This window comes from Gandjariella thermophila (assembly GCF_005405885.1).
In the GTDB taxonomy this organism is placed as follows: Bacteria; Actinomycetota; Actinomycetes; order Mycobacteriales; family Pseudonocardiaceae; genus Gandjariella; species Gandjariella thermophila.
Genome location: NZ_BJFL01000006.1, coordinates 64,802 through 79,088, shown reverse-complemented (window position 1 = coordinate 79,088; position 14,287 = coordinate 64,802). Strand labels below are relative to the sequence as shown.

Below are 14,287 nucleotides of genomic sequence, written 5' to 3'. Positions count from 1 at the left end.
GCCCCCTTCTCACCCTGTCGTGCCACCGTCCCCGTGCGGTTCCGGCGCGCCCACCGTAGCGTCGTCGCTCGTGCCGCTGGCAGCCCTCCTGTGGTTCCGCCGCGATCTGCGGCTCGGCGACCACCCGGCGCTGCTCGCTGCCGCCGAGCGAGCCTCGCGGGTCCTCGCACTGTTCGTGCTGGACCCCGCGCTGCTCCGACCGGCGGGTGCGCCCCGCATCGCGTTCCTGTTCCGTTGCCTGCGGGCGCTGCGCGAGCAACTGGGTGGCCGCCTGCTCGTCGTGCGCGGAAACCCGGAGCGGGTGGTGCCCGCCGTCGCGGCCGAGCTGGGCGCGGCGAGCGTACACGTTACCGCCGATCATGGACCGTACGGGCGGGCCAGGGACGACCGGGTGGCCAGGGAACTCGACCGGCGTGGCGTCGCACTGGTGCGCAGCGGCTCGCCCTACGCGGTGCCCCCCGGAAGTGTGGTTGCCCAGGACGGCCGGCCGCACCGGTTGTTCACCCCGTTCTACCGGTCCTGGCTGCGCCACGGATGGCCGGAACCGTACGAGTCCGGACCATCCACAGTGGATTGGCTGGATCACGGTGACGCGCGGGACTGGCCGGGCGGCACGCGGCTGCCGGACGACCCGGACCTTGCCGGGGTCGAGCTGCCCGAGGCGGGAGAGACCGCCGCGCTCGCCGCCTGGGCCGCCTTCCGGGACCACCGGCTGGCCCAGTACCACGACCGCCGGGAACGTCCCGACCTGCCTGGCACCAGCCGGCTGTCTGCCTACCTGCGCTTCGGTTGCCTGCACCCGCGCACCGTGCTGGCCGACCTGGGCGGCTGGTGGGAGCGCAGCCCGAGCGCCCGCGCGTTCCGTGCCGAGCTGGCCTGGCGCGAGTTCTACGCGGACGTGCTGTGGCACCGGCCGGACACCGCCCGGCACAACGCGGACGCCCGCTTCGACCGGATGACCTACGCCTCCGGCGACGAGGCGACCGAGCGGTTCGCCGCCTGGTGCGATGGCCGCACCGGCTACCCGTTCGTCGACGCCGGCATGCGTCAGTTGCTCGCCGAGGGCTGGATGCACAACCGGGCCAGGATGGTGGTGGCCAGCTTCCTCACCAAGGACCTTCACCTGCCGTGGTGGTGGGGCGCGCGGCACTTCATGCGACACCTGGTCGACGCCGACCTCGCGGCGAACCAGCACGCATGGCAGTGGGTGGCCGGCAGCGGGGTGGACGCCGCGCCGTACTTCCGGGTGTTCAACCCGATCCGGCAGGGCGAGCGGTTCGACCCGAACGGGGACTACGTGCGGCGCTACGTCCCCGAGTTGCGCGCGATCCCCGGCGCCCGGGTGCACCGCCCGTGGCTGTTCCCCGGGGGCCCGCCGGGCGGCTACCCGATGCCCATCGTCGACCACCCGCACGAGCGCCGCGAGGCCCTGCGCCGCTACTCCGCCGTGAAGCGCTGATCCCAATCCCGCCATTGAGCGGGCTGAACGGGGGTTCGTGGGCACGCGAAGGCGCCGTTCAGCCCGCTCAATGGGGATCGGGTCAGCGGAGGGCGTCGCGGAGGCGGACGCGGGCGCCGGTGCGCAGCACGGCGCCCGCGTAGATCCGGCCGCCCAGCCAGGTGAGCGCGGCGATCGCGGCCAGGGCGAGCAACACCGCGAGCAGCACCTGCCAGGCGGGTGCCACGCCGGCGGCTATCCGGCCGGGCATCAGCACCGGGGCGAACGGCGGCAGCAGGGACAGCACGGTGCTCGCCGGGTCCGCCGGGTCTCGCAGCAGCAGGTTGACGCCGACCACGAAGGCCACCGCGATCACCAGGATGATCGGGGTGAGCACGCCCTGCACGTCCTCCTGCCGGGACACCAGCGAACCGGCCGCGGCGAACACCGTGGCGTAGAGGAAGTAACCGAGCAGGTACCAGAGCACCCCGGCGCCGAGAGCGCCGAGCGCGGCACCGGGCACGGGCAGCGCGTGGGTCGCAGTGGCCAGCCCCACCCCGGCGGCGCCGATGACAAGAAGTTGCAGCAGCCCGACCGCGCCGAGCCCGAGCACCTTGCCGGCCAGCAGTTGCCACGGCCGCACCGTGGCGAGCAGGACTTCCACCACGCGGCTGGACTTCTCCTCGACCACGCCCTGCGCCACGGCGGAGCCGAAGAAGACCAGCGAGAAGTACAGCACGAACGCGGTGACGAAGCCGAGCGCCAGCCGCTGGCCGCGTTGCGGGTCGGCCGGTTCCAGGGCGGTCACCCGGATTCCTGCCGCGGCGACGTTCTGGCTCACCTGCTTGGGATCCAGGCCGACCTCGGCGAACTGGGCGTCCAGCACCTGCTGCTGGACGATACTCACCAGCGCGGCCCGCACGGTGCCGTCCAGTTGGTCCTTCACCGTGACCCGCAGCGCGTCCGGGGCGCCGGTGACCAGCGCGTCCAGCCGGCCGGACCGCACCGCCTCGACGCCGGCGGCCGGGCCGGTCACCTCCTGCACGTCGACGTCCCTGCCCAGCGTGTGCGCGGTGCTCCGGAGCGGCGCGGCCAGCGCGGTGGCCTGGCCGGCGAGGCCCACCGTGGTGTGCTCGGACCGGCCGAACAGCAGCGACTGCATGAGCACCAGCCCGGCCAGCAGCACGACGATCAGTCCGGTGCCGATCGCGAAGGAGCGGCTGCGTACCCGGGTACGGAACTCCCGCCGGGCGACCAGCAGCACGGTGCGCCCCGATCCCGGCTCCGGCTCGCTCATGCCGCTCTCGTCTCGGCGGTGACGGCGTCGCGGAACAGCTCGGTCAGCGACGGGCGGTGCCGGCTGAACTCCTGCACCGGGCCGGTGGCCAGCGCGGCACGCAGCACGCTCTGGTCGTCGGCGCCGTCCGCCAGTTCCAGCAGCGTGCGCGGGCCTTCGGTGCCCAGCACCCGCACCCCGGGCAGGCCGTCCGCCCAGCCCGGCGGGGCCTGCGGCGCCGTCACGGTCAGCCGGGCCGACCCGCCGGCGCGCAGCTCGTCCACCGTGCCGCAGGCCACCATCCGTCCACTGCGGACGATGCCGACCCGGTCGCACAGCCGCTCCACCAGGTCGAGCTGGTGGCTGGAGAAGATCACCGGAACGCCGGCCTCGGCGCGCTCGCGCAGCACCGCGGCCAGCACGTCCACCGCCACCGGGTCGAGCCCGGAGAACGGCTCGTCCAGCACCAGTGCCTCGGGGGCGTGCACCAGCGCGGCGGCTAGCTGCACCCGCTGCTGGTTGCCCAGGCTGAGCTGCTGCACCCGGTCGTCGCGGTGCGCGCGCAGCCCGATCCGGCTGATCCACCGCTCGGCCGCGCCGATCGCCGCGTTGGTGCCCATGCCATGCAGCTCACCGAGGTAGACGAGGTGGTCCAGGACCCGCATCCTCGGGTACAGGCCGCGCTCCTCGGGCAGGTAGCCGATCCGGCGGCGGTCGGCGAGGGTGATCGGCCGGCCCCGCCAGCGGACCTCGCCGGCGTCCGCGGCGAGCACGCCGAGCACGATGCGCATGGTCGTGGTCTTGCCGGCGCCGTTGCTGCCGACGAACCCGAACAGCTCCCCGGCACGCACGTCGAAGGTCATCCCGTCCAGCGCCACCACGTCGCCGTAGCGCTTCGCGATCCGGTCCACGGCCAGCACCGTGTCGTGCATGCGCCGTCCACCCCCGTTCCGCGACCGGCGGGCGACCACACCGCGAGCGCACTCGTCCCCGCGGTGGCCGCGTCCGGCGTCGCCTGCCGGCCAGCGTTCCGAGGGTACCGACCGCGGCGGTCCGGTGGTCGGCCGCGGGCGGGGTGCGGCCCCGGGTTCCGCGGGACCGCACCCCGCCCGTCCGGGGTGACGATCACTGCTTGTTCCTGAACGCGCGCCGCGATCGCGTCGCCGGGGCGCGATCGGGACCCGGCACTCCGGTCGTGCCTGACCAGGCGCCCCGCCCCCGCGATCGCGGGGCTTCGCCCTGGCGCGTTCCCATACTCGTCACCGCGGAGTCGGTCCGGTTCTGGAACAGGCTGTCAGAACTTGATCGACCGGATCTGGTAGTCGCCCTGCAGGTTGCCGCCGTGGCCGGGCTTGGTGCTGCCCACCCGGTGGTGGTAGTTGGTGTTCGTGTAGTACGTGGCCGTCTTGCCGGTGCCGTTCCACACCGAGCGCACCGGTTCACCCGCCCGGATGAACGAGCACGCGTCGGCGGTGTTCGGCGTGTTGTCCCGGTACTGGCAGCGGTGCCCGCCGCCCTTCCAGCCGCTGTACATGCAGAAGTAGCCGGGGGTGCAGTTGTAGGCGGCTGCCGGAGCGCTCTGGGCGCTCGCCGGAGCGGTGGCGCCGAGCGCCCCGGCCAGCCCGAGTGCGGCGACGACGACGGGCTTGGTCACGCGAGAAATGTGTCGCATCCGAATGTGTCCTTTCCGTGCGAAAGGGTGTGGTGATCCCTTCCCTGACCGGCGCGGAATGCGCCGTCGCCGGAAGCGTGGCGGGCACGACGTGGGCGGCGCCAGATCGGCACGGCAAGGCGGTGCGAAGGGGGACGTCCCACGCCGGGAGCTGCGGAAACGGCATCCGAAATGGCGCACCGCTGGGACGGCGCGCGGCCAGGTGGCCATTCGGTTTTCGGTGCGCGGGCGCTCGATTCGGGCCGGCGGGCGGCCGGTTCGGGTGAACGAAATCGGCGTGCGCGGTGACGCGCTAACTGCTGACGCCGTCCAGTGCCCTGGCGACCAGTTCGGTGACCACCGGTTCGGCGGCCTCCCGTTCGGCGGGGACCAGGCCGATCCGGGTCCTGCGGTCCAGCACGTCGTCGGCGTGCAGCGCGCCCTCGTGCCGCACCGCCCACACCACCTCGGCGGCGGTGACCCCGGTCCGCTCGGCCACCGGTTCGGCCATCGCCGCGTCCAGCTCGGCCAGTGCGGCCAGCCGCCCGGCCTCCGCGCCGTAGCGGATCACCAGCCGGGCCGGGGCGTCCAGGGTGGCCAGCCGGTCCGGCGGGGCGGCGCCGACCAGCGGCACGTCCACCGTCCGGGACGGGCCGCCAGCGAGGCCACGCTCGGCCATCGCGCGGTCCACCGCCTCCGCGGCCATCCTGCGGTAGGTGGTCAGCTTCCCGCCGACCACGGTGATCACGCCGTTGGCGGCGGTGACCACGGCGTGCCGCCGGGACAGATCGGCGCTGCGTGACTTCGCCCCGGGAACGTCGACCAGCGGGCGCAGCCCGGCGAACCCGCCAAGCACGTCGGCGCGGCGCAGCGGGCGGTCCAGTACCGAGGACGCCACGTCCAGCAGGAAGTCCACATCGGACTCGGGAACCGTGGGCAGGTCCGGCGGGGGGCCGTCCACCGGCTCGTCGGTCAGCCCCAGGTACACCCGGCCGTCCGGCTGGGGCAGCAGGAACACGAACCGGTTCACCGCTCCCGGTACTCCGACGGTGAGCGCGGTTCCGGTCACCCCGGCCGCCTCGCCGTCCAGCACCAGGTGCGAGCCGCGGGACGGGCGCAGCCGCACCGAGGGCACCAGTTGGCCGGCCCACACCCCGGTCGCGTTGACCACCGCGCGGGCGGCCACCCGGAACTCCTCGCCGGTCAGCTCGTCGCGCACCTCGGCGCCGCCGCCGTCCAGGCCCAGCACCCTGGCCCGGGTGAGGATCTTCGCGCCGAACCCGGCCGCCGTCCTGGCCAGCGCGACCACCAGCCGCGCGTCGTCCACCAGCTGGCCGTCGAAGGACAGCAACCCGCCGCGCAGCCCGGCGCGGCGCAGCCCGGGCACCAGGGCCAGCGCCTCCACCGCCGGCACCCGGCGCGGCGGCGGCAGCACCCGCGTCGGCGTCCTCGCGAGGCGGCGCAGCAGGTCGCCGGCCCGCAGCCCGGCCATCACCAGCGGCTCGGCCCGGGGGTTACGGCCGTGCAGCGGGACGAGCTGGGGGAGCGCACGGACCAGGTGCGGCGCGGTGCGCGTCATCAGCACGCCGCGCTCCACCGCGCTCTCGTGCGCCAGGCCCACCTCGCCGTGGGCCAGGTAGCGCAGGCCGCCGTGCACCAGCTTGCTGGACCAGCGCGAGGTGCCGAACGCCAGGTCGTGCGCTTCCAGCAGGCAGACGGACAGGCCGCGGGACGCGGCGTCCAGTGCGATGCCCGCGCCGGTCACCCCGCCGCCGACCACCAGCACGTCGACCGTCTCGCCGCCGGCCACCGACTCCAGGTCGGTCGCGCGGCGCGCGGCGTTCAGCGAGGTGGCCCGCAGCGATCCGGCGGGGAACGGGGTCATGGTCACCGGGCGCCTCCAGCGTCGGCCGTATTGTCCGCTGCCTCCGGTGAGCGGAGTGCGTCGGCGGGGTTGTCCGCCGCCTCCGCGGGAGGGAGTGCATCGGCGGGGTTGTCTGCCGCCTCCGCGGGAGGGAGTGCGTCGGCGGGTGGGCGCAGCGCCGCGTCGAGATGGTGGGCCAACTCGTCCAGCAAGGTACTCATGGCCACGCCGGAGATCGCCGGCCGCGGCGCGAGGACCACCGCCTGGGCGGTGAGGAAAAGCATCCTCGCCTGGGCGTCGGCGTCGCCGCGGCGCACCGAACCGTCCCGGTGCCCGGCGACCACCCGCTCGCGGAGGAACTGCTCGGCCAGCCGCTGCGTGCTGCCGATCCGCTCGACCAGGTAGGGCAGCAGCAGTTCCGGGTCCAACTCCAGCACGGTGCGCAGCAACGGATTCTCCACCAGCCGGTGCACGCATGCCACGGTCGCGGCGACCAGCCGCTGCCGCACGCCCCCGGCAGCGGCCCGTTCGGCCTCCACCGCCGCCTGGTCGAGCAGGCCGCGGAACTCCCGGGTCATCAGCGCGGCGACCAGGCTGCGGGCGTCCGGGAAGCGGCGGTAGACGGTCATCCTGCTGACCCCGGCGCGGCGGGCCACCTCGGTGAGCGTGGTGCGGCGGAAGCCGACGGCGAGCACGCACGCGCGCGCCGCGTCGAGCAGCACGTCGTCCCCGACGCGGTTCGCCGGTGGCCGGTGCCCGTGGACGGCCGCGGAGCCCAGGGGACGGACCGCAACGCTGTGACGTTGAGGCGCCATGTGTCACACTGTACCGCGTGAGCCAGATCGACCACACCCTGCGTGGCACCTGGACGGCCGCCGGTGGTGCGAACGCGCACCTGCCACCGCACGCGCTGCGCTGGCTGCGGGCGCGAATCGGGTTGGACACCGGTACGTCGCGGGTCCCGGTCGGGCCGGACTCGGCGTTCCGGGTCCCCGAGTCGGCGCTGCCGGCGGCCGCGCGGGATGCGCTCGCCGCGGCGGTCGGCGCCGGGCACGTGCTGACCGACCGCGCCGCCCGGCTCGGCCGCGCCGGCGGACTGTCCTATCTGGACCTGTTGCGGCACAGGGGATGTGGTGAGCTGGCGGTGCCCGACGCGGTGGTCCTGCCGGCCGACCCCGGTGAGGTGCAGCGGGTGCTGGAGGTGTGCGCCGAGCACGACGTCGGCGTGGTCCCGTTCGGCGGCGGCACCTCGGTGGTCGGCGGGGTGACGGCGCTGCGCGGCGGCAAGCCCGCCGTGGTCGCGCTCGACCTGGTGCGGCTGGACCGGCTGGTGTCCGTCGATCCGGTGTCCCGGGTCGCCGTGCTGCAGGCCGGGGTGCGCGGCCCGGACGCGGAGCGGCTGCTCGCCGAGCACGGGTTCACCCTCGGCCACCTGCCGCAGTCCTTCGAGCGGGCCACCATCGGCGGGTTCGCCGCCACCCGGTCGGCCGGGCAGGCGTCCAGCGGCTACGGCCGGTTCGAGGACATGGTGGAGGGCGTGTGGCTGGCCACGCCGGCCGGGGAGTGGCGGCTGGGGGTGGCGCCCGCCTCGGCGGCCGGCCCGGACCTGCGCCGGCTGGTGCTCGGCAGCGAGGGCACCCTCGGCGTGATCACCGAGGTGGCGCTGCGGGTGCGGCCGCGGCCGGTGGTGGTCCGGTACGAGGGCATCGTGCTGGACGGCTGGGAGGCGGGCAGCGCGGCCGTGCGGGAACTGGCCCAGCGGCACGCGCTGGCCGACGTCACCCGGCTGTCCGACGACGCGGAGACCGAGGTGTCGCTGGCGCTGGCCGGTGGATGGCAGGGCGCCGCGGTGCGCGGGTACCTGGCCGCCCGCCGGGTCGCCGAGCCGTGCCTGCTGGTGCTGGGCTGGGACACCGCGTCGCCGTGGGAGTTGGCCATGCGCCGCGCCGCCGCCATGCGCGTGCTGCGCCGGTACGGCGCGGTCCGGCTGGGCCGCCCGGCCGGCGAGGCGTGGCGGCGTGGCCGGTTCGCCGGCCCCCGGCAGCGGGACGCGCTGCTGGACGCCGGGGTGTGCGTCGAGACCCTGGAGACGGCCACCCACTGGTCCCGGCTGTCCGAGTTGCGGGACGCGGTGCGGCGCGCACTGATCGGTGCGCTCGCCGGGCCGGCCGGCGCCCCGGTGGTCATGTGCCACGTCTCGCACGCCTACGAGACCGGCGCCTCGCTGTACTTCACCGTGCTGGTGCCGCGCGCCGAGGACGACCCGATCGGCCAGTGGCAGCACGCCAAGGCGGCCGCCTGCCGGGCCATCGCCGAGCACCGGGACGGCCCGCTCGGCCCGGCCCCGCTGGGTACCATCACCCACCACCACGCGGTCGGCGTGGACCACGCCCCCTACCTGGCCGGCGAGATCGGGCCGCGCGGCGTGGAGGTGCTGCGTGCGGCGAAGCGTGCGCTCGATCCGACCGGCATCCTCAACCCGGGCAAGCTGCTGCCCACCCGTTGAGCGCCTGACAGGCTGTTCCACGCCTGGACCCCGTGGGCGACTCGCTGGCACTCGCGGTCAACCACCGATCACGGCTGGTACGCGCGGTCCCGGAGGCGACCCGATCCGGGCAAGGTCCTGTCGGAGCGAACAGCCGGCGGCTAGCCTCGCCGCATGTCGGGTGATCTGCTGATCCGTTCGGTCCGCCCGTGGCCGGGCGTGCCGGGCGCGCCGCTGGTCGACGTGCTGTGCCGGGCCGGCCGCATCGCCAGGATCGGCGCGGACCTGCCGCCCGCTCCCGGCGTGCCCGAGGTCGGCGGCGGGGGCGGGGCGCTGCTGCCCGCGTTCGTCGACGCCCACTCGCACGCCGGGTCCGCGGACGGCCTCGCCCGGCTGGCCGCGGCCGGCACCATGCTGGCGCGGGTGCACGTGCCGGTCGACGCCGAGGCACGGCTCGGCCCGCTGGACGCCGCGCTCGCCGCCCGCCGCGCGCACGCCGACCGGCTCACCGTGCAGCTCGTCGCTTACCCGGCGCGCGGCGTGCTCGGCGAGCGCAGCGCCGAGGACCTGCTCGATGCCGCGCTCGACACCGGGGCCGACCTGGTTGGCGGGCTCGACCCGGCCGGGACCGACCGCGACCCGGTGCGCCACCTGGACGTGGTCTTCGGGCTGGCCGACAAGCACGGCGCGGGCGTCGACCTGCACCTGCGCGACCCCGGCGAGCTGGGCGCGTTCGAGATCGAACTGGTCTGCGAGCGGGTCGCCGCGCTCGGCATGCGGGGCAGGGTGACGCTCAGCCACTGCGACGCCCTGGGCACCGTCGACACCGACCGCCAGGACCGGCTGGTCGACCTGCTCGCCGAGCACGACGTCGCGGTGACCACCGTGGTGCCCGGCCGGCCGGCGGACTTACCGCTACGCAAGCTGCGCCGCGCCGGCGTGCGGGTGGGCCTCGGCCACGGCGGTGACCCGCTGGGCGGCGCCGCGGAGCTGACCGAGCGCAACGGCATGCGGGAGCGGACGCTGGTCGAGATGTGCGTGGACGTGGCCGGCCGGGGCGGCGCGGCCGCGCTCGGCGAGCACGGTCACGGGCTGATCGAGGGCAACGCCGCCGACCTGGTGGTGCTGCCGGCCGAGACGGTGGCCGCGGCGGTCACCGAGCGGCCCGCGGCCACCCTGGTCGTCCGCGCCGGCCGGGTCCTCCCGCCGCCGCCCGCCTAGGGCTCAGTCGGCCAGCTTGACCAGCATCTTGCCGGTGTTCTGGCCGCGCAGCATGCCAAGGAATGCCTCCGGCGCCCGGCGCACGCCGCCGTCCACCACGGTCTCCGTGTAGCGGAGCTTGCCGTCCCGGACCCAGCTGCCGACCTCGCGGACGAAGTCCTGCTGCAGGTGCTGGTGGTCCATCACGATGAACCCGCGCAGGGTGAGCCGCTTGGTGATGGCCAGCGCGAGGTTGCGCGGCCCCGGGGGCGGCGCGGTGTCGTTGTACTGCGCGATCGCCCCGCACAGCGCCGCCCGGCCGTGCGTGTTCAGCACGGTGAGCGCCGCCTCCAGGTGGTCGCCGCCGACGTTGTCGAAGTAGACGTCGATGCCGTCCGGGGCGGCCGCCCGAAGCTGCTCCACCACCGGGCCGTCCTTGTAGTTGAACGCGGCGTCGAAGCCCAGCTCGTCGGTGAGGTAGCGGACCTTCGCCGCGGAGCCAGCGCTGCCGATCACCCGGGACGCGCCGCGCAGCCTGGCGATCTGCCCGGCGACCTGGCCGACCGCGCCAGCCGCTCCGGAGACGAACACCGCGTCGCCCTCACGGAACGCGGCCACCTCGAGCAGCCCGGCGTAGGCGGTCAGCCCTGGCATGCCGAGCACGCCGAGGTACGCGCCGAGCGGCGCCACGTTCGGGTCGACCTTGGTGGCGTGCTTGGCGTCGGGCAGCGCGTACTCCCGCCAGCCCAGGCCGTGCAGCACGAAGTCACCCGGCTTGAGATCGTCCACCGTGGACTCGACGACCTCGCCGACCGCGCCGCCCTCCAGCGGCTTGCCGATCGCAAACGGCGGGACGTAGGACTTCACGTCGTTCATCCGGCCGCGCATGTACGGGTCCACGCTCATCAGCGTGTTGCGGACCAGCACCTGGCCCGCCTCGGGCTTCGGTACGGCAACCTCGGCGATCTCGAAGTTGTCCTCGGTCGGCCAGCCCTGCGGGCGGGACGCCAGGCGGACCTCCAGTGCTGTCGATGGCACGGTCATCGCCGTGACCTCCAAGCGTGTTCGGTGGGGACGGGGTGCGACGCCGTTGTCGTGTGCGACGCCGTCTCGTTCTACAACTATCGAACAATACGCCGGCGCGCGACGTGACCGCACTCACCGCCGTCGTATGAGCGAGCGCTTACTCAACGACTCCTCCAGGGCATGGTAGGTCCGTCCCACCTCGGCGTCGAAGTGCAGGTGGCTGCCCTCCGGGACGCGCTCGTCCGGCTTGGGCAGCGGGCCGATGGTCAGCCACCGCTCGTTCCACAGTGCCTCGACGGCCGCCTCCCAGTGCAGCTGAACGCCCATCCTGACCACCCGCTCCTGCACCGCGAGTTGCGCCATCCGCTGCTCGATCGCGGCCAGTTCGCGCTCCAGCTCGGTGGCCCGCTCCCGGTCGGCCTCGCGCATCCGCTCGATCGCGTCGGTCGCCCAGCCGGCGATCTCCCGGTACCGCTCGCTCGCCGGCAGCTCACTCATCTGGCTTCCTCCGTGATGTCGAACGGGATTACGACCTGGGGTCGGGCGTGTGTGGACCGGTCGAAGAACAGGCCGCGCCGTGGCCGCGGCGACCAGGAGATCACCAGGCCCGGGGCGAGCGCGGAAAGCTCCTGGCCCTGCACGTCGAAGGCCACCCAGGAGCCGATGTCGTCCACCGAGCCGACCGGCAGCGTCGCCTTCAGCCGCTGCACGCTCCGCCACCAGCCGAGGACGTGGGTGCGGGTCTCCGGTCCGTGCCTGAGCACCTGTCGCAGCCGGTCCAGCCCGCTCGGCGTGCCCGGCTTCTCCTTGCGTTCCAGCAGGGTGAGCGCGGCGTCCACGGCGAACAGCACCAGGTAGTGCGGCTCCGGCGAGTCCGCGCTGGACGCGGTGAGCCGCTCGGTCAGCCGTTCCGCGGTGCGCGCCAGGTGCTCCGGCACGTCGTCCAGTTCCACCACGTCCACCCGTGACCCGGCCGCGCGCAGCCGGGCGGCCAGCACGTCCACCGGGTCCTTGGCGTCGTCCACCAGGCGGGCCAGGGTGAACGTGGCCTCGCCCGGCCGGTGCTGCCGGGCCAGCGACAGCGCGGCCGCGCCCAGCACACCTGCCGCGTCGGCCACCATCGAGCCGACCACCGCGACGTTGCGGCCGGGGGTGCGGACGAGTTCCACCCGGGCCGCGCTGCCCGCCACGTCGATCACCTGGCCGAGCAGCGCGGTGGGCGCCCACCCGCTGGGCCGCAGCGCCCAGAAGTCGGTGAGCCGGACCAGCGAGGGCACGTGGCCGCCGTCGAACAGCCGGGGTTCGGTCAGATGCTCCGGCCGGCGCTGCCACAGCTCGTGCTGGAGCACGTCGAAGGTGCCCCGGCCGGTGGCGTCCGGGATGCGGGCGACCTCGTTGCCGTGCCGCACCCCGGACTCGTGGTTGACCACCGCATGCCAGCGGGGCAACGTGATCGCCGCATCGTTGTGGTCCACCAGCACCCGCCGCGCCTTGGGCAGCGCGATCCGCACGATGAACTGCTCGAAGATCGCCGGCTTGCCCCAGAACGCCTCGATCCCGGACACGTCCTGGCTGGACAGCACCAAGTGGATGCCCTGCGACCGGCCGCGCCGGGCCACGTCCTCCAGCAGCAGCACCGCCTCGTTCGTGACCGGGTCGCGCTCGGCGAACAGGTACTGGAACTCGTCGATCACCGCGACGATCCGGGGCCACCGGCCGCCCGGGTCCTCCGCGCGCAACTCCTCCAGCTTGGTCACCTCGTGCTGCTTGGCGGCGTCGGCGCGGCGGCGCATCTCCTCGGCGAGGAAGCGCAGCAGGGCCAGCCCGAACTCCCGGTCCTGGTTGACGTTCACGCCGACCAGCCGGGCGTGCGGCAGCCAGCTCGGGTCCTTGCGGCCCGGGGTGAACTGGGCGAAGGACACGCCCTCCTTGAAGTCCAGCAGGTACAGCTCCAGCTCGTCCGGCGAGTACCGGGCGGCCAGGCTGCCCAGCATCCCGTACAGGAAGTTCGTCTTCCCCGACCCGCTCGGTCCGCCGACCAGCGCGTGCGGCGAGGCGTCGCCGAGGTGCAGCCACACCGGCTCGCCGTCGCGGAACCCGACCGGCGCGGACAGCCCGGTCGCGGAACTCTCCGCCCACCGCGTCGCCGGCAGCAGGTCGGCGAACGTGCTCACCCTGGCCCGGCGCTCCTCCAACTCGTCGGCGATCTCGGCGCATGCCCGGGGCACCATGGCCCTCGGCAGCGGCGGATCGACGGTGACCACGGCGTGCGGCCCGCTGGTGGTGCACCGCGCGGTCTGGTCGTCGTGCAGCACCACCGTCTCCATCGGACAGTTCACGGTGAGCGGGATGTCCACCACGACGAGCTGCACGCCGGCGGCCAACCCGTTGCGGGCCACCCGTTGCAGCTTCTGCTGCGTGTCCTCGGGCAGCGCCTGGCGGTTGCCGAACAGCACGGCCACCCGCCATGGTTCGCCGCGCCGCCCGGCCGCGCGCACCGAGCTGTGCCCCTCGGTGAGCAGGCTGGTGTGCACCTGCCTGATGTGCTCGGCGAGGTCGTCCAGCATCTCGTCCAGCCGGGTCGGGTCGTGCACGGTGAGCAGCCCGGCCCTGGTGAGCGGGTACAGGCCGGGCAGCGGGCCGGTGAGCTGGCCGATGTCCCAGGTGTGCACGTGCACCATGCCCGGCAGGAAGTAGCTGAGCACGCGCAGCAGCAGCGTCTCCACCAGCGCGTCGGCCACCTGCCTGCTGTCCGGAGTGGACAGTACGTGCAGGTGTGCGTGGTCCAGCAGCGGCACGGCCACCGGGAAGCGCTGCTCGTACGGCGCGGCGGTCACCACGGCGGTGCCGATCCGCCACAGCTCGGGAACCCCGCCGCTGCCGTCCGCCTCGCCCGGCTGGCCCAGCCACTCCTGCCAGGGCCGGGACGCGGCGCCCGGCGCCGCCGCGTCCACCAGTTCGGTCAGCCGGTCCGGGCCGTGCGCGGTCCAGTCGGCGAACACAAGTTCCCGGTCCGCCAGCACGGCGTCCAGCCGCTCCGCCAGCACCGGGTTGCGCAGGGTGTCGCCGAACGACGGGTCCGCCAGCGCCTGGTCCACGCCGGTGCGGCGCAGCCACAGTTCGAACATGGTCCGCGCGTGCTCGGTGGCGGCACGCCGCTGCTCCCGGGACGCCGCACCCAGCGCGGCCGCGACCGCGCGGCGGAACGCCTCGAACCTCTCCTCGATCCGCCTGCGGCGCTCAGCTCGCCTGCTCAACCTCGCCCCTCACGGTGGCCACGCACGGCGGGAAGGCACCCCATGATCCGTACAGGCTATCGGTCGGTTCCGGTGCCCGGCCGGCGGATT

11 protein-coding genes are annotated in these 14,287 nt (G+C 74.5%); 3 read left to right on the top strand and 8 right to left on the bottom strand.

Translation table 11 applies throughout. The features are described 5' to 3' along the window. The first annotated feature begins 70 nt into the window (after positions 1–70). Positions 71–1,459, top strand: coding sequence for a cryptochrome/photolyase family protein (locus FFT21_RS08755; RefSeq protein ID WP_225978229.1), 1,389 nt, complete (start codon positions 71–73; stop codon positions 1,457–1,459). Between the two features lie 82 nt (positions 1,460–1,541). On the opposite strand, the gene FFT21_RS08750 is transcribed toward FFT21_RS08755, so the two are convergent. The 5 genes from FFT21_RS08750 to FFT21_RS08730 all read right to left on the bottom strand — a co-directional run bounded on the left by FFT21_RS08750 (position 1,542) and on the right by FFT21_RS08730 (position 7,044). Beyond that, the gene (locus tag FFT21_RS08750; protein WP_137813283.1) at positions 1,542–2,735 is read right to left on the bottom strand and encodes an ABC transporter permease; all 1,194 of its coding nucleotides are present in this window, start codon (positions 2,733–2,735) and stop codon (positions 1,542–1,544) included. Next, entirely contained in the window at positions 2,732–3,646 is a 915-nt protein-coding gene (locus FFT21_RS08745) for an ABC transporter ATP-binding protein (RefSeq protein WP_137813282.1), read from the bottom strand. The genes FFT21_RS08750 and FFT21_RS08745 overlap by 4 nt, the downstream gene beginning before the upstream one ends. Before the next feature lie 362 nt (positions 3,647–4,008). After that, positions 4,009–4,368 carry a peptidase inhibitor family I36 protein gene (locus tag FFT21_RS08740; RefSeq protein WP_225978228.1) on the bottom strand — a complete coding sequence of 120 codons (360 nt, stop codon included), beginning with the start codon at positions 4,366–4,368 and terminating at the stop codon, positions 4,009–4,011. A gap of 310 nt (positions 4,369–4,678) precedes the next feature. Next, positions 4,679–6,226 carry a glycerol-3-phosphate dehydrogenase/oxidase gene (locus FFT21_RS08735; RefSeq protein ID WP_137813396.1) on the bottom strand — a complete coding sequence of 516 codons (1,548 nt, stop codon included), beginning with the start codon at positions 6,224–6,226 and terminating at the stop codon, positions 4,679–4,681. A gap of 26 nt (positions 6,227–6,252) precedes the next feature. After that, on the bottom strand, positions 6,253–7,044 hold the full coding sequence (locus FFT21_RS08730) for a TetR/AcrR family transcriptional regulator (RefSeq protein ID WP_137813280.1): 792 nt from the start codon (positions 7,042–7,044) through the stop codon (positions 6,253–6,255). A 17-nt stretch (positions 7,045–7,061) separates the two neighbouring features. Here FFT21_RS08730 and FFT21_RS08725 point away from each other — a divergent pair, with 17 nt between their 5' ends. Further along, positions 7,062–8,735, top strand: coding sequence for an FAD-binding oxidoreductase (locus FFT21_RS08725; protein ID WP_137813279.1), 1,674 nt, complete (start codon positions 7,062–7,064; stop codon positions 8,733–8,735). 153 nt (positions 8,736–8,888) lie between these two features. Continuing rightward, positions 8,889–9,935 carry an amidohydrolase family protein gene (locus FFT21_RS08720; protein WP_137813278.1) on the top strand — a complete coding sequence of 349 codons (1,047 nt, stop codon included), beginning with the start codon at positions 8,889–8,891 and terminating at the stop codon, positions 9,933–9,935. Positions 9,936–9,938: 3 nt separating this feature from the next. Here the strand turns inward: FFT21_RS08720 and FFT21_RS08715 are convergent, their stop codons facing one another. The 3 genes from FFT21_RS08715 to FFT21_RS08705 form a co-directional block, all read right to left on the bottom strand. Continuing rightward, positions 9,939–10,958 carry an NADP-dependent oxidoreductase gene (locus tag FFT21_RS08715; protein ID WP_137813277.1) on the bottom strand — a complete coding sequence of 340 codons (1,020 nt, stop codon included), beginning with the start codon at positions 10,956–10,958 and terminating at the stop codon, positions 9,939–9,941. Between the two features lie 114 nt (positions 10,959–11,072). After that, the gene (locus FFT21_RS08710) at positions 11,073–11,438 is read right to left on the bottom strand and encodes a hypothetical protein (RefSeq protein WP_137813276.1); all 366 of its coding nucleotides are present in this window, start codon (positions 11,436–11,438) and stop codon (positions 11,073–11,075) included. Further along, a complete protein-coding gene (locus FFT21_RS08705; protein ID WP_137813275.1) occupies positions 11,435–14,197 on the bottom strand; it encodes an FtsK/SpoIIIE domain-containing protein in 2,763 nt (920 codons plus the stop codon). The genes FFT21_RS08710 and FFT21_RS08705 overlap by 4 nt, the downstream gene beginning before the upstream one ends. Positions 14,198–14,287: the final 90 nt, after the last annotated feature.